Source organism: Microcystis aeruginosa LEGE 91341, assembly GCF_015206885.1.
In the GTDB taxonomy this organism is placed as follows: domain Bacteria; phylum Cyanobacteriota; class Cyanobacteriia; order Cyanobacteriales; family Microcystaceae; genus Microcystis; species Microcystis aeruginosa_H.
This window is the reverse complement of sequence record NZ_JADEXY010000009.1, coordinates 1-16,056: the sequence shown is the minus strand read 5'-3', so window position 1 is coordinate 16,056 and position 16,056 is coordinate 1. Positions and strand designations below refer to the sequence as shown.

Here is a 16,056-nt window from a genome sequence, read left to right as displayed (position 1 = left end):
TCTGAGTATGAATTTTATCTACAATCACCCCTCGATCGAGCATTGTTTAAAACAACAATTAATTAATATTTTTCCAGAAAACAACCATAAATTAACTTTCTATCGTTGCCTACAAACTGATAGTATCCTCTATCGTTCACCTCTGTTTTATTATTTTACGCCCGCTCAATGTCAAGCTATATTTAACCATTTAATCGCCCTGTTTCCACAAATTCAGCTTAGGGAAGGATGGCTAGAACTGTTATTAGATCAGCAATTTTTGTCCTTTTGGTTACTGAAACTAAACGATTTAATCGATAAATTTTTCTCCGATCAGCTTCCTTTCCATCCCAGAGGAGAATTTTTCTTTTTATTTCAATACACTCACGCTCGCTATTCTGGTTTGTTACAACTGCTCAATCGGGAAAAAATTAGTTTAACCGAGCCAGAACTATTATCATGGCATCATCCCGCCGAAATAGCCTTAATACTGCAAATTTTAACCGTTTGTGATTGTTGGGAAAGCCAGAAACTCTATCCCTTAACTGCGAATTTGTGCGAAGCGATGCTCAATTTTGAGCGTAACTCTCGCATTATCGGAGAATCAGCCCCAATTCAGCGATCGAGATTAGTCCTGATTAGCGTCAGTCAAAAACTACTTAACCGTCTTCTCCGTCAAAAATGGCAACTGCTGCCGATGACGGAGCTTTAACGAAGACAGGAGACAGGAGTCAGGAGACAGGAGACAGCTATCAGGGATCAGATTTGAGTTTTTAGTTCACTGTTTACCGATCACAGCAAAAGCGTTCGACAAAAGCTCACGCCGAAGTCTGACGGAGTAACTGCTGACGGCTTGGATGTGTAATTAATTTTGCTTAGGTACTCATAAAAATATTAACTTTTATAAATTTAGTGGACAAAACCATCAGCTTATGATAGATTTTAATTAGTGTGAGGAGCGAACCAGAATAGAGAGCCGAGACGAAACATGGACAGTCGCCGGCTCTCTTTCTGTTGTTCAGGAATTATCTTTTTCTTGGCGATATTTAATAAAAGTGGGCAAATCAACCCGAAAAGAGGAATATTTCGGGGAAGGAGAGATGATAGGTGCGGGCCAATCCCTGTCTTTCTTCTTTAAGGATTCTACTGGCTCAATTGTCTCTAATTCCGCTACAAACTCATCCATGGTAGCCACTTCATCGCTTTCTTGATTCTCTGTCTGAGACCAAGGCTCGATCGCAGCTGCCTTGGCAACAATGGCTAAATCTGGGGAAAAATTGCGATCGCTAGCGCGCTGGAAATACTGGGCCAAGGCCGCTTTATACTGGAGGGTGTAGCGTTGCTGACGTTGGAGACGGGTGCGTAATTCCTGCAATTGCTGGTCATAGTTGCAGAGTTTTTGGCTTTTTTCCTGATAACTTTCCTGAATTAAGGCACATTCTCGCTCTAAACGGGCTAATTGTTGGCGCGTGCGGGTCAATTCTGCGGTCAAATTGGCAATAATCATCGGTTGCCGTTGTTCTGCTTGACGATACTGTTCGATTTCCCCTAAAGCTCGCTGTAATTGTTGCTTTTCGTATTGCAGTTCCTCGTTTTGCTGCTGGATTAGGGTATCGCAACTTTGCAAGCGACGATGTTGCTCGGCTAACCGCGATCGCAGTTCGGCGAGAGCTTGCTCCCGTCGCCAGATCTCCTCTTGTAATTCTTGATTTTGTTGACGTAAATGAGAGGATAGAGCTGCCCAATCTGTCTCATCTGTTGATTGACTCTCATGCTCGACAATTTCAGCAGTGATGACAGTATCCGCATGGGTGAGATGATCGAGGTACAGGTCGGAATTATCGTTCATAAAAGCCAAAGGATGAGGAAACCTAGAAGTTTAGAGACGTTAAAAGCCTTCTATCGTTCCAAAAAAAAATGGGAACCGCATTGTTAGAGACTGCCGCGCGGTTCCACTGCCGATCCTTGAGAGGAGAACACTATAAATAACTATAAGCTTATTAGGAATTTTTGTCAATACTTATTGAGAAACTTTTTCATTAAGTTGGAGGGCAGAGGGGGATCGACTAATACCAAATCCGTTTTTAATAGTATGATTAACTCCCAATCCAACTTTAAAAACCCGCTCCCCACACCCTACGAAAAACTTTTTGCCGCAAACCCTAGATATCTATTGATACAAGCACCAGTCGAGCGGGTTAGCGGCTCGATGTGCTTCAATAATCCTATAGTTTTTATTTTCCTTGTCGTATCATGCCACGTCCCCCCAAGAAAACCCCTAGCACCCCTGAACCTCCCGAAGAGCCAATTAAATCCACTCCTCCCCTACAACCTCTACAAATTATTAAAAAGGGTTCTAGGGCTGCAGTACCCCCCAAACCCCCGGAAACCCCTCCAGAAATAATTGAGGAAAAACCAGCCGAGGAAACGGTAAAATCGGTCAGTAGCGAGATAAAATCTCCTCTCCGTCCCCGTTTCGATTCGGCTCCTCTATTCCGAAAACCGATTCCCAAAGCAGAAATTCCCCTGATCGAAAAAGCAACGGGAGCTAATGGCGAAGTATTTAATCTGACCGATTCTGTCCTGATTACTGAACCTTTTGGTACTCGTATTCCTGCTATTATCGATAGTTTTTATGCCGATGATCAAGGCGAAATCTGGGCGCGACTCAAACCAGTGGAAGTTAATCCCGATTGTCGCTGGGAACAGGCCTGTATTCGCTCTCAGGGTTTGGTAAAAGCTGAGTAAGACAGTTATCAGTTATCAGTTATCAGTTATCATATTTGAGTTTTAAGTGTGCAGTATTAACAGGTAATTCTCTTGCATAATTAATTTTTGAGTGTTCAAAAATGTCAAAAATAAGGATTAGATTGTCTAACATCTGTAAATAGACCATTTAATTGATTATTATTCATTCTTAATTCTCCGTTCGGCTGAGCTCACGGCCGAAGCCTGACTACTGACTCCTAACCCTAACAACAATTTTTGATTTTTACAAGAGGTCTGATGATTTGGTATTCTCAAAAGGTTTACTGGCTATGGTATGATTAAGGGTAGTTTGTTAGACTATGATATTTTCCATGATCATCTGTTTTTATATCATCTCATAGTCAACAAAATTCACTCTCTAAATTTGGGTTTAAATTATGATAACTACACTAATCGAACGAGAAGCAGAACCAATTTTAATTAGTGACTTAACCTGGAGAGAATTCAAAGCTGTTGAACAGCTAATCGATCGCCCAGGGTTAAGGTTATCTTTTTTAGATGGAGTTTTGGAGATTAGAAAAATGCCAGGGAAAAAACACGAAACTATCAAAAAACGTATTGCTTCTTTAGTAGAAATTTATTTAGAATTTTTGGGATTAGATTTTACTCCTACTGGTTCTGTCACCCTAGAAAATGAATTTGAAAAGGTTAAAAGAGAAGGTGATGAATCCTATGAATTGGGAGCAAATAGAAAACATCCTGATTTAGTAATTGAGGTGGTTGTTAGTAGTGGAGGAATTAATAAACTGGAAGCATACAAACGGTTACAAATTCCCGAAGTTTGGTTTTGGATGAATGATGAGTTATTGTTTTATAGTTTAGGAAATGATGGTTATGAAGCTGTTAGTAAATCGCAACTTTTACCGAGTTTAGATGTAGATTTATTGATGCGTTGTATTGGTATAGAAAATCATGCTCAAGCGCTGGGAGAATTTAGAGCAGGGATTAAACCGAATTGCTTGGGTTAATATTGATAGAAAACGATTAAGAAATTATTGCTTCAGTTGCTGTGGATTCGTTGAAGCAGCAAATTATCAATCAGATTTTGGTTGAGAGAATTTCAGTATATTAAGGGGAAGAGAAATGTGAGTGACGAGCTTGTAAAATGGATAAAAGAAAGTTAGTGACTTTCTGAAAACATTCACGATCCCTTTGTAACATTAGGTATCCCTTGTGGATATATATTGACATGGGAATGTTGTATTGATTTAAAAAGCCTTTGCCAGTTGATTAAAATTTCATTAGCGTTTCCGTCCTGATTTTTTTGTAACCCAAGTATCACTTCAACAGTTCCTTGATAATTAGCTTGAGATATACTCTGGTGGTTAAGTTTACTTAAAATATTTTTTAAAGTAGCCCAAACTGAACTTACTCTAATAATTTCTATTAATGTATCTCCTTTATGAATTACTATTACAAGTTCATAGTTATCCTTTCGATTTTCTGAGCATAAAGATTCCCACTGGCTTGTTTTTAAGCGAATGATAGGATTGTTATAACTTATAGTTTTGACTTCACTGTAAATATTTTTACCTTTTGAATCTTTACACAAAAAATCATATCCTAAAGCTAAATAATCACTTTGTTTTTCAGCAAAATAACCTAGTAATTTATACATTCTTTTTGCTTTTCTCTCACCCCATTCTCCCCAATACTCTTTATTCTCACCTGTACCACCAGGAGAATAAACAAATATAGAGTTATTAGATATATTTTTTTGATTTAGTGGTTCTTGGATATTTTCTGGAGGGGGCGTAAATTTTTCTTCTTCAGTAATATCCCCAATATCATAACCATTTTCTAGTAAATATTCTTTGATGTCTTCAATCTCATCATCTAGTAACTGTAACATTAATTGCTCTGTAATTTTCACTTTATCTAACTTCAAAGCATCAAGTAAATGTTTACCCAAATTAACATTTTTAATACTATTCCACTTCCTTACATAATAAATAGAATTATTATCTTTATCATAGTAATTATTTAAAGACTCTTTATAGTCTATTAAACTACACATCATGAGAATTTTATGAGGATTATAAAATCGAATGTTATCTACTTTCTCTTTAATTTGCTCCTCTATTAAAATATTACGTTTTCCAGTAAGTAATATACCTATGAATATAGACCTTGCTTTAATTAAACCAGGTAGATAGTTATCAATTTCACTTTTATCCAAATTAATATCCATATCCTCAATAGTGATTTTTTTAACTCTTAAAATATCAAGTATTGTTTCAAATTGAGAACAATTTACACCAGAATCAGCAAATTTTACTAAACTAGAGTTGCGCTTAGGAGGTAATTTCAATGATGTACTAAAATAGAATAAATCATTAATAAAACGAAATTTACCATCATAAGTTAGTAATTTTCCACTATTTATCCAAGTTTTAATTTTTTCTTGATCTTCTTCATTTATTCCTTGTATAATACATCTTAAAAAATGTTCAAAGACTTGATTTAGTCGTCTATCATGTTTGTTGGTATGCTCAGTATATTTTTCAGCAATATCATCTAAGATAGTTAAACAACTTTCTACATTAAGCTCTCGCTTCACACCAATAAAATCTTCTACTTCTTCTTTCAAGCTACATATACATACATTGTAGCAATCTCCTACGAGTTCTCTGATTCGATTAGAGTATATACCCTCAGATGACTTATGGCATTTTTCATCAAAGCAAGGAATTGAGTAGTTATGTTTTACTGAAACTTGAAAATAGGAAATTACTTCTACTGGAATATTATTTCTCCATACTTTTGATTGCTGTCCTAAATTTAATCTATCCCAATTATCATTTATATACCTCCATATTTTCTGAGAAAATCTAAAATTATTAAAGTACAGATAATGGGGGTAATAAATAAAATTTTGAAAAAAGTGTTTTTGCTCATTAGAATCAAGTCCAATAACTCCTAAGTATTCTTTTTCAAATTGCGTTGAAAATTGAATTTCTCGCTTATCATTATATATCCAAAATCTGACTTTCTCTTCTACTCCTATATTTATAAAAAATTCCTTCCATTGCTCTTTATTAGATGATTCATGTTCGGAATATTTAGAACTAACAAATTGATAAAAATCAGTATCTTCATAGAAAGTTTCTAAATTTTGCTGGGGATTATAGTAATTTGATAAGTAACACTTTTTAGCTAGTGCTAAATTATTGTTTCTGACCAAAAGTTTTAATCCACATAATTTCTGAAAGTCTTCTTGAGTTAAATAGGTACGATATGTAAATATTTTTCTGCATATATCAACAGCATTTTCAGATGTTATAATCTCTGGGTTATTGAGGACTTGATAAATTTTCTCTCTAATTAAATCAACACCCTTTAAGTCAGATACTCCTAAGACACCAGTAAAAAACCTTTTCCATTCAATAATAGAATCTCCTTCTTGATAATATTTATTACTGATTAAATTAGGTAATGATACCTCTAATAGTGATATATCTTCCAACTCTTCATTTGTATAAAACTCAGATAAGTTACATTGACTTGCTACTTCTAATCCATTGTTAGTTAATAAAGGTAATTTATGAAGTGATTCAATATCCTCATTACTCAATGATAATGTTTTCCAAACATTAAAAATATATCTGGTAATATTAATGGTATTGGAATCATTAATTGCATTATTGGTAATCATAGGAATTATTGTGTTAGATATAATATCTAATCCATTAGGATCTTTAACACCTATAAATAAGAAAAAATCTTTCCAATTACTAACTGTAGCTGGAGTTTCACAATAATTATGAATAACAAACTTAAAATTTTCAATACCAATTAAATTTGCTACTTCCTCTGTTGGATATTGAGGTTTATAAAAATCGGATAAATAAAAATTACAAGCACAATCAAGATAATATTTATTATCCTTTGGATTACGATAAATTAATTGTAATTCATTTAATTTTTGACATTGTTCAGAATTCAGTTGAGAATAATATTTAAAAATAAATCTGACATAATTTATACAGTTATCTAAGGATAATTCTACATCTGGTTTGTATTTAGCTTGATTTATTCTTTCTTTCAATATTTCGTAACCATTAAAAATCTTAATTCTTAAATTATTTTTTGCCCATGCAAAGAGTTCTTGGTCTTGTCTAAGTTTTTCGTCTATATCAGGATGTATAAAATAAAAAATATCGAAATTTAATATTTCTTTTATTTCTTTCTCTGATTCAATAATTTGGAAATATAATAGATCAGGACTAGCCAAATTACTATTTTCATCCAAAATAAATTTTATAGAAAGTAATTCTCTATTAGATAAGTTTTTTGTTTTTAAATGAGCTAATACTTGAAAAATAAGCTGCGGGTTGCTTTTAACAATATTTTGGTAATGTATGGACTTCAAAAAACTACCAAGGGATTTTACATCAAAAATTTTAACACCAAAATTCTTTAGTTTTGTTTTATTGAGTAATGAATTACTTATAAAGTATCGTTTAGAATCAAAAGATGTTCTTACAGTTTCAACTGGTATTATTTTAGTAATTTCTGTCTCATCTAAAATAGAATTATTTACAGTTAATAATTTATTATCTTGTTCTGAAGGAATAAAAGCAATTAATTCTAGAGCTTGATCAAATTCTTGATTAAATGAGATAAAAGTTTCACTTTTAGCTAAGTTCAAAGAAAATTTAGATGGTAAAATATTAGTAACTTGGTTTCTATATTCTGTCTTTTTAGCAACTTCAGCTATCCATGTTAACGAGTAATAAGCTATATTAGCAAAAAGAAATATATTCCAAGGATTATCATGATGAATTTCTTGTCGGTTAGCTGTAGTTAGAAAATCAGCATTAACTAAAAAAGGTAATTTATATTCTTTTACATTGGTTGGTAAATATGTAAATAAAACAGAATCTTCTTCATTGACAGCAACCAATTTATTATCTATAATTTGAGCAGCAAAGGTAATTTTCGAGCGTTCAATTAATTTTAGTTTATCAGGTATTTTTTTATCGCTTTCCATTTTGTCTTTAACTTGTTTAGGTACATTAAAATCAAAATCCTGTACTAACCAATAAGTAATTTGGTTATTTCTACATATTTTGTATTTTCCTCCTTGCTTTTCTTTGGTGATGGAGACATCAACTATGTTGATATTATTTAAGCCTATAACATTTATATTTTGAACATGACGTAAAAATAAAATTAATCTAGGATCTTGAAATAATTTTTCTAACTTTGTTTTATATTCTTTAATTTTAGCTTGTCCCACATAAATAGCAGTTGCAACAGGAAAAGTAAAAAATTGTTGATACTGCTGAATTTCTACAGGATATTCTTTTTTATCTATCCAAATAGGTTTGATTTGCCAAGGAGTTTTCTCAAGGTTTTTATGTCTTTTGTCATTTCTATCAAATTTGAATGAAAAATTACCAGAATTAATATATACACATTCTGAATCCGCAAATACAGATTTAAACCCTATACCTTTATAACCTGTTTGCTCAGAATTATTGACTTTTGTACTTTTGGATATACTCGATATAGCGTCTACATTAGTGCTATCAAAAGGCTTACCATTATGCAAAATCAAAAAATGTTCGCGGAGAATGACAAATAGTACGTTTACTTGACCAGTTTCATTAGGTATATCATCAGCATTTTGCAAGAGTTCAAAGATAAATCGTTCTGTTTCTGTATACAAATCACCTGTAAGTCTTGTTAAAGCATTAGCAAGGTTTTCAGCATCTCTTTCAGACTGACCTGTTTCATTGAATATTTTCTCAATTAGTTGTTTAGGATTTTGCATAATTCTTTATTCGCAGGGAAATTTGGTCATTATTGTTACCTAATAAATCCAGTTCTAAGCAATTACCGAGTATATCGGTTACTCATTGATGATTTTATTGGGTAATATTGCCGTATCTATTTAGCATATCACTTTTTTATCAACTAACAACAATCAAAAATCTGACAGGGGGACAAGAAGGCTGAAATCCATATATCATAAGCTTTTCATGGTTTTAGATCGAAAAAGTCCGCCGCACCATCTCTCACTTATTAATAATAATTCCTAGTAAGCTCGCTCCTATTCCTAATTCTTTCGTTAGCTTTTTGCCTAGAATCGCTAGATCTATTTCTAGAATTTCTGGACTATTTTGTAATAATTCCTTGGTTCTTCGGTTTGTGTTATGCAATGGACTGGGATTATAAAGGATGGAACTCTTATGTAGAAAGGCATTTGGCGATTTTTGTCAATTGTTTTTTATCTATAGCGAACTCATCAATTAAGTCTCTTGCCAGAGAAGGATTTAGTCGATTTATGCCCCCCTATCGAATCATACCAAGTAACGAAGAACCAGAATTATTTGCGCTCAATCTGTTTAACCCGAAATAGATTGAGGATTTTGGCGATCGCCTCTAGCTCTTGAAAAAGAGGATAATTCCGTGAGTAATAATAGAGTAGAGAGTTTATTTGAATAGACATAGACGAAAGACCTGAAAATTGTCTAAATCGAGATATCTAGCTGACATCGTGACTGTGAATTTCTCCACAGTCAATACTAAAAATTTATTTAGAATCATATAGGACTTACGCAAGATGTGACTGAAAACCTTATTCTTGCGTAGGGGTAATTCATGAATTACCCCTACTTTCGTTCCCTTTTGCGTAAGTCCTGTCATACTGTTTGACATAAAGTAACACATAAGTTACTATAGCAGTATGTCTATTATCAAAGTTCAAGAATATCTTCAAGAAGATGGTTCAAGTCCTTACCAAGAATGGTTTAATAGCTTGGATACCCAAGCAGCTGCGAAGGTAACAGTTGCTAAGTCTCGTTTGGAATTAGGCAATACATCAAATGTTAAATGGTTTGATGGAATTGGGGAATATAAGATTGATTGGGGTCCAGGATACCGAATTTATCTAGCTCAAGATGGTAAACAGCTTATAGTTTTATTTGGTGGGGGAACAAAGAAAAATCAGCAATCTGATGTTAATCGTGCTAGAGAATTATACCAAGAGTACAAAAGACGAAAAAAAGAAATTAGCAAAGAGCAAAAATTTGACAATGATAGTAGAGAGAAAAGGTAGTTATTATGGCACTAACTAGAGACTTTAAAGAAACCGTTAATGCACGAGTGCAAAGAGATTCTGAGTTTGCGATCGCTTTACTGGATGAAGCTATTTCTCTTTTCCTAAATGGTGAACCAGAAACAGCAAGACTGATTTTGAGAGATATTGTCAATGCAACAGTAGGTTTTGAACAGTTAGCAATTGAAACCTCTAAACCTAGTAAAAGTTTACATCGAATGTTATCAGCAAAAGGTAATCCGACGATGGATAATTTGACTGCTATTTTCAATGTTTTGCGGAAAAAACTGAATGTTGATATTAATGTGAAAACGACGGTTATTTACCATTAAAATTCCATTATCTTGAATAAAATAGCGATGGTGCGAAGCGAACTGACAAGTCAGCGCTTGCGCTATCGCATTTCCTCACATTGACAAAAAAAGACGATTCCTACGGATTGCTTTGCTATTAAACCAGCGAGTCATAGGATTTTATGATTCACTGGAAATTTTGATTGTAGATGATTTTGGGATTAAGGTGTTGGAATAGATCAACATTTATGCTCTAATCACAGTAATTCTATATTGATTTTCCGTCACCACAACTTCAGTTGATAACCTTTCTTCCATAGGTAAAGCATTTTTCCGCCTATCAAAGATAAATAACCAACCAAAATCTAAACCCAAACGCCCTAAATAAGATTCTAATTGTTCAATTCCATCACTTTGGGGATCGCGTTTTTTATCCCGCCATACTTTTAATTCAATCCCTAAAATCACATCTTTATAATGCAGACATAAATCCATTCTATCACTACCAATGGCATATTCCCTTTCTAAAACTCCCCCACCATTAACCACGCGATGTAAAAAAGCCATTAATACAATATGGGGTGCGATTTCATGATAACCAGTGCTACCTAATAATGGTTCGACCTGTTGTCGCCAAAATTTGAGAAATGCTGTTAATAAAGCATCTATATTTAATTCACCCTCTGGGGTTAACCAAGTGGGTGCAATCATCGGTAAAGATGCCATTGGTGTCACGGTTAACACCCTGGGTAACACTTCTCGATAAATGGGATTAGCAATAGTTAATCCTCCATAAGGGTGCATTTTACATAATCCTAAATCTATGACAAATTGAATATCATCATTAGGTATATTTCCTAATTCTAAACCTGCTAACATCGGTTCAATAATGGCTTTAATTCTTGGTTCTCTTAACCTTTCCGCTAAACTATCTAAATGAGTATCTTGACGTGCAATTAATATTTCTTTAGCTGTTAAAATGTGTTCTCTGGTAATAGGAATATTTCTATCTTTTACCATTTTTTCTACAATTTCTTTAGCTAAAGCATTCACTAACCAAGGTTGTCCTTGGGTTAAATAATAAGCTGTTTCTATTGCTTCTGATGTGAAAATTTGTCCAGTTGCTGCTGTATGTTGTTGATATAATTCTCCTACTTCTTCGAGATTAAAATTTCGCATAGTCAGAGAAGCAACTTTAATATTAAAAGGACTGGATGTATTTAATCTATCACTACCTCCCGATGCTACTTTATAATCTCGCACATCTCGTAAACCAATTAATCCTACTGATGAGGGAAAATTTTCAGGACGTTTAGGAAAACCATCTCTTAACTGTCGTAAAACTGATATTAATGTTTGGTCTTGTAAAGAATCAATTTCATCTATAAATAATACTATGGGACGATTGATGGCTTTTGCCCAACCTCTTAAAAAAGCCTTAATTCTGCTTCCTGGTTCTTCCTGTTGCCATTGTTTAGCAGCTGGTTGTAATTCCATCGGTAAACTATCCTCAATTGTATTATACCATGCCCCTAAAATTGCTAATTCTGCGGCAGTAGGATAGGATCATGATTAAATGCACTTCCTACTTCTACAGATACCATGACTGCGGCATAATTTCCAGTATCAGTCAGTTGTTTTGCTAGGGATAACATAGTGGCGGTTTTCCCCGTTTGTCGTGGTGCGTGAAGGACAAAATAACTACGTTGTTGAATTAGCTCCTCTAAATCTGGTAATCTGACTGTGGGAGAGAGCATATAGTGGATATCGTCTGAACAGGGACCGGCAATATTAAACCAGCGAGTCATAGAATTTTGGTAATAGGTGAACTCTTTAAGTTTAGACATTTTTTATGCTCTTGATACATTATTAAAACCACTAATTTGCTAATGAGAGTTGGTTAATTCCACAATTAATTGTTCAGGAGTGATAATTCGTGGTGTGACAATGGGGAAATCTTGAGGATTACGGGTAATAATTGCATCCAATTTATTAACTACCGCAGTAGAGTATTGAATAGAATCTTCAAAATCCTGAAAATTGGTTGTGAAAGCTATTATAATTGCAGCCTGATTTACTGCAGCAATTTGACAAAAATTAATTAACTGCTTTAAATAAGTAAGCGTCCAATCTCGACCTCTTGCCTTACGGATAATATAATACAAATCACTAAAAGTTGAGGCGGAAATATAACCTGCAATTGTGCCTTTTTCAATTAGTGATAAAACTTGTTCACTTGCATTCCAAAAAGGTTCTCTTTCTAAGGCATTATCAATAATGATATTAGTATCTATCAGGATTTTCACAGGTTATATTTCTCCTTTAAATATTCATATTTAGCTTGATCTGGATCAAAGTCTGCCGGAATGGCAGGGGCATTTTCAAATAAACCCTGAAATGCTTTGATCCTAGATTTTCTTTTTGGTGTTTCTGGTGCTGGTTCAGTGGTTAGGGTTGTGGTATGATCAAGGGTGTCTGTGGCTACCAAAACTACAATTTCCACGTTTCCGGGGGGTAAATTCAGGGGTTCGGTAATCAGCAAGTTACCAGATTGATCAATTTTTCCTTTGAGTTTGTATGCTTGCATGATGTTTTTTATGATACTCTGTTTTTATATCATATCATAGTCAACAAAATTCACGCTCTAAATTTGGGTTTAAATCATGATAACTACACTAATCGAACGAGAAGCAGAACCAATTTTAATTACCGACTTAACCTGGAGAGAATTCAAAGCTGTTGAACAGCTAATCGATCGCCCAGGGTTAAGGTTATCTTTTTTAGATGGAGTTTTGGAGATTAGAAAAATGCCAGGGAAAAAACACGAAACTATCAAAAAACGTATTGCTTCTTTAGTAGAAATTTATTTAGAATTTTTGGGATTAGATTTTACTCCTACTGGTTCTGTCACCCTAGAAAATGAATTTGAAAAGGTTAAAAGAGAAGGTGATGAATCCTATGAATTGGGAGCAAATAGAAAACATCCTGATTTAGTGATTGAGGTGGTTGTTAGTAGTGGAGGAATTAATAAACTGGAAGCATACAAACGGTTACAAATTCCTGAAGTTTGGTTTTGGATGAATGATGAGTTATTGTTTTATAGTTTAGGAAATGATGGATATGAGGCTGTTAGTAAATCGCAACTTTTACCGAATTTAGATGTAGGTTTATTGATGCGTTGTATTAATACAGAAAATCATGCTCAAGCACTGCGGGAATTTAGAGCAGGGATAAAAATTATTGAATCAACATAACCATCATAACCATATAAAATGCTGATTTTTTCCGCCTATCTAAAGATTATGGGTTAACTTAACAGTTGCAGAATGCCGAGAATTAAATTCTCAATATTCCAGCAAAAGGGAACAAGTTTTTAACCGTTTTATCGCCTCCGTATTATTAGAAGAAAGACGAGCAGGTAATATTCCTGCTTGGGAAGGAATTAGAATTGTAAGAGAAAGGATTTAATAGCGATATTAATCCTTTAAAAGACAGTATTTTTGGGAAAATGCTCTCATTTCATCAACTCAATAACCAATCTAGATGATCCTGTAAACATTGCTTGAGGTCGTAGCGTTGCTTGATAGTTTCCCTAGCATTTAAACGCAGATTTTGCCAACGCTGGGGATAATTTAACACTTCATCCACGCGATCGGCTATTTGTTGGGGAGAAAAGAAATCCACTAATAAACCATTTTCCCCATCAGTAATTAATTCTCGCACGGGGGGAGTATCGGAACCAATCACCACGCAACCCATGGCCATAGCCTCTAACATTGACCAAGACAGCACAAAAGGACGGGTAAGATAGATATGGGCTGCCGATGCCTGTAAAACCTGCTTATATTGACCGTAGGGCAGAGAACCGGTAAAATGCACCCGGGATAAATCCAAAGAAAGGCTTTCTAACATCAATTGTTTATAGGTTTTGCCGTCCGGTAGAGTTTTTCCATAAGCGACCCGATCCTCACCGACAATCACCACATGACAGTTAGGCCGACGGGCTAAAATTAGGGAAACAGCCGTCATAAATTGGGGAAAACCGCGATAGGGTTCCATTCCCCGGGTTGCATAGGTGACAATTTCCTTAACACCGGATAAATCTAAACCTATCTCTGGAATGACTAACTGCACATCGGGACGGGGACAGAAATAGTCCGTATCGATGCCATCGTGTAAAACTGTCAGTTTCGAGTGAAATTCGGGGGGAAATTGTTGTTTTTGCCAGATAGTCGGCGATAAACCTCGATCGCAACTGACCAGATCGATCAGGATTGGCGCATTTTTAATTCTAATCCGGGCCTCGGCATCCGCATTGAGGGGATCCGCCGGATCAAAATCGGCATCGGAACCATGGGCATGATAAAACCATTCAAAATAGGCTAAAAACTTAGTTTTCGGGAAAATATCCTTAATAAATAGACCCGGCCCCCAGCCAGAATGTGCATAGACAATATCGGGATAAAATCCTTGATTTTTCAGTTGTTGACAAACAGCATAAACCGCTTGACCTTGTAAAACCGCACTTTCGAGGGGACGGACATAATGATGGGTTTGGGGAGAAACAGCGCGACTTTCCTTATAAATAAATTTTTTTACCCCCGCTATCTCTCCCTCTTGCCTGGTAGTGCCGAAAATCACTTGATTTCGGGGTTCTTGAGCCAAAACCGTGATTAAATGGCGAAATTGCCCGGGAAAATTGGAATGAAGGAATAAAAATTTCATCGCGGGTAAAGGTTTAGAAAAAGCGATCGCTAATCGTACATTGTCCCTGAAAACGGAGCAGATGATCGCATAATACCAAAGCCATCATCGCTTCCACCATCGGGACGGCCCGAGGTAAAACACAAGGATCGTGTCTTCCTTTGGCTGCCAGGGTGGTTTCTTCCCCGCTGCGCGTCACGGTTTTTTGTTCTTTACCGATAGTCGCGGTGGGTTTAAAAGCGATGCGGATAATAATATTTTCACCATTACTAATTCCCCCTTGGATACCCCCCGAACGATTGCTAGTGGTGCGAATTTCTCCGTTATCATCGATAAAATACTCGTCATTGTGTTCGCTGCCGGTTAAGAAGGTTCCCGCAAATCCCGATCCGATTTCAAATCCCTTACTCGCGGGTAAGGACATCATCCCCTTAGCTAAATCGGCTTCTAGCTTATCAAAAACGGGTTCTCCTAGACCTTTTGGCACATTTCTGGCTACACATTCCACCACACCGCCGATCGAGTCCTTATTCAGGCGAATTTGGTCGATCAGGGCGATCATTTGGGCGGCCGTTTCCTCGTTGGGACAACGCACCATATTACTTTCCACCTCGTCGAGGGTGACGGTGTTGGGGTCGATGATTGCCTCAATATCTTTAATTCGCTTCACATAACCGATAATCTCGACATTATAGACAGATTTAAGGATTTTTTTAGCGATCGCTCCTGCGGCCACCCGGCCGATGGTTTCCCGGGCCGAAGATCTGCCTCCTCCTTTCCAGTTGCGAATGCCGTATTTTGCTTCGTAGGTGGCATCCGCATGGGAAGGTCGGAATTTCTCGGCCATTTCGTTGTAATCTTGCGAGCGAGCATCCTGATTCCGCACTAAAATAGCGATCGGTGTACCGAGGGTTTTACCTTCAAAAACGCCCGAAATTATCTCACAAACGTCATTTTCCCGACGCGGGGTCACGATTCTGCTTTGTCCCGGTTTGCGACGATCTAAATCGATTTGAATCTCCTCTTCGGAAATTTCTAAGCGCGGGGGACAACCATCGATAACCACTCCTACCCCACCCCCGTGAGATTCTCCAAAAGTGGAAACCCGAAATAGTTGTCCGAAAGTGTTACCCATAATCTCAATATCTACTAAGCTTCAAGGTTTTATTGTACCTGAGCGGTTATCGGTTTTTCGGGAATAGGGGTTGGGGGTTGGGAATTATGAATTATGAATTATGAATTGGG

General features: G+C 35.8%; 13 protein-coding genes and 1 pseudogene. 6 read left to right on the top strand and 8 right to left on the bottom strand.

Going from position 1 to position 16,056, the window contains the following annotated elements; translation table 11 throughout:
- Positions 1-7: 7 nt before the first annotated feature.
- Positions 8-691, top strand: a complete 684-nt coding sequence (locus IQ234_RS02815) for a DALR anticodon-binding domain-containing protein (RefSeq protein ID WP_193955960.1) — start codon at positions 8-10, stop codon at positions 689-691.
- A gap of 306 nt (positions 692-997) precedes the next feature.
- Here the strand turns inward: IQ234_RS02815 and IQ234_RS02810 are convergent, their stop codons facing one another.
- The gene (locus IQ234_RS02810) at positions 998-1,828 is read right to left on the bottom strand and encodes a hypothetical protein (protein ID WP_193955959.1); all 831 of its coding nucleotides are present in this window, start codon (positions 1,826-1,828) and stop codon (positions 998-1,000) included.
- 404 nt (positions 1,829-2,232) lie between these two features.
- Between IQ234_RS02810 and IQ234_RS02805 the strand changes: the two genes are divergently transcribed.
- Positions 2,233-2,727: a hypothetical protein gene (locus tag IQ234_RS02805; RefSeq protein ID WP_193955958.1), complete on the top strand. Its 495-nt coding sequence runs from the start codon at positions 2,233-2,235 to the stop codon at positions 2,725-2,727.
- Positions 2,728-3,125: 398 nt separating this feature from the next.
- Entirely contained in the window at positions 3,126-3,716 is a 591-nt protein-coding gene (locus tag IQ234_RS02800; RefSeq protein WP_190356658.1) for a Uma2 family endonuclease, read from the top strand.
- A 173-nt stretch (positions 3,717-3,889) separates the two neighbouring features.
- On the opposite strand, the gene IQ234_RS02795 is transcribed toward IQ234_RS02800, so the two are convergent.
- Together IQ234_RS02795 and IQ234_RS21520 are read right to left on the bottom strand one after the other, a co-directional pair.
- Positions 3,890-8,527, bottom strand: coding sequence for a sacsin N-terminal ATP-binding-like domain-containing protein (locus IQ234_RS02795; RefSeq protein ID WP_193955957.1), 4,638 nt, complete (start codon positions 8,525-8,527; stop codon positions 3,890-3,892).
- Between the two features lie 555 nt (positions 8,528-9,082).
- Entirely contained in the window at positions 9,083-9,205 is a 123-nt protein-coding gene (locus tag IQ234_RS21520; RefSeq protein ID WP_256380727.1) for a hypothetical protein, read from the bottom strand.
- 237 nt (positions 9,206-9,442) lie between these two features.
- On the opposite strand from IQ234_RS21520, the gene IQ234_RS02790 reads away from it, so the two are divergent.
- Together IQ234_RS02790 and IQ234_RS02785 are read left to right on the top strand one after the other, a co-directional pair.
- Positions 9,443-9,814, top strand: coding sequence for a type II toxin-antitoxin system RelE/ParE family toxin (locus IQ234_RS02790; protein WP_193955956.1), 372 nt, complete (start codon positions 9,443-9,445; stop codon positions 9,812-9,814).
- Between the two features lie 5 nt (positions 9,815-9,819).
- Positions 9,820-10,146 (top strand): DNA-binding protein, encoded by a 327-nt coding sequence (locus IQ234_RS02785; RefSeq protein WP_002754998.1) that lies wholly within the window; start codon positions 9,820-9,822, stop codon positions 10,144-10,146.
- Positions 10,147-10,353: 207 nt separating this feature from the next.
- Here IQ234_RS02785 and IQ234_RS02780 read toward each other — a convergent pair.
- The 3 genes and pseudogenes from IQ234_RS02780 to IQ234_RS02770 form a co-directional block, all read right to left on the bottom strand.
- Positions 10,354-11,915, bottom strand: a pseudogene (locus IQ234_RS02780) (AAA-like domain-containing protein).
- 78 nt (positions 11,916-11,993) lie between these two features.
- The gene (locus IQ234_RS02775) at positions 11,994-12,413 is read right to left on the bottom strand and encodes a PIN domain-containing protein (protein WP_193955955.1); all 420 of its coding nucleotides are present in this window, start codon (positions 12,411-12,413) and stop codon (positions 11,994-11,996) included.
- Entirely contained in the window at positions 12,410-12,694 is a 285-nt protein-coding gene (locus IQ234_RS02770) for a hypothetical protein (protein ID WP_193955954.1), read from the bottom strand. The genes IQ234_RS02775 and IQ234_RS02770 overlap by 4 nt, the downstream gene beginning before the upstream one ends.
- A gap of 76 nt (positions 12,695-12,770) precedes the next feature.
- Here IQ234_RS02770 and IQ234_RS02765 point away from each other — a divergent pair, with 76 nt between their 5' ends.
- Entirely contained in the window at positions 12,771-13,361 is a 591-nt protein-coding gene (locus tag IQ234_RS02765; protein ID WP_193955953.1) for a Uma2 family endonuclease, read from the top strand.
- A gap of 268 nt (positions 13,362-13,629) precedes the next feature.
- On the opposite strand, the gene IQ234_RS02760 is transcribed toward IQ234_RS02765, so the two are convergent.
- Positions 13,630-14,832: a glycosyltransferase family 4 protein gene (locus IQ234_RS02760; RefSeq protein ID WP_193955952.1), complete on the bottom strand. Its 1,203-nt coding sequence runs from the start codon at positions 14,830-14,832 to the stop codon at positions 13,630-13,632.
- Positions 14,833-14,845: 13 nt separating this feature from the next.
- On the bottom strand, positions 14,846-15,946 hold the full coding sequence (aroC, locus tag IQ234_RS02755) for a chorismate synthase (protein WP_193955951.1): 1,101 nt from the start codon (positions 15,944-15,946) through the stop codon (positions 14,846-14,848).
- Between the last annotated feature and the right edge of the window lie 110 nt (positions 15,947-16,056).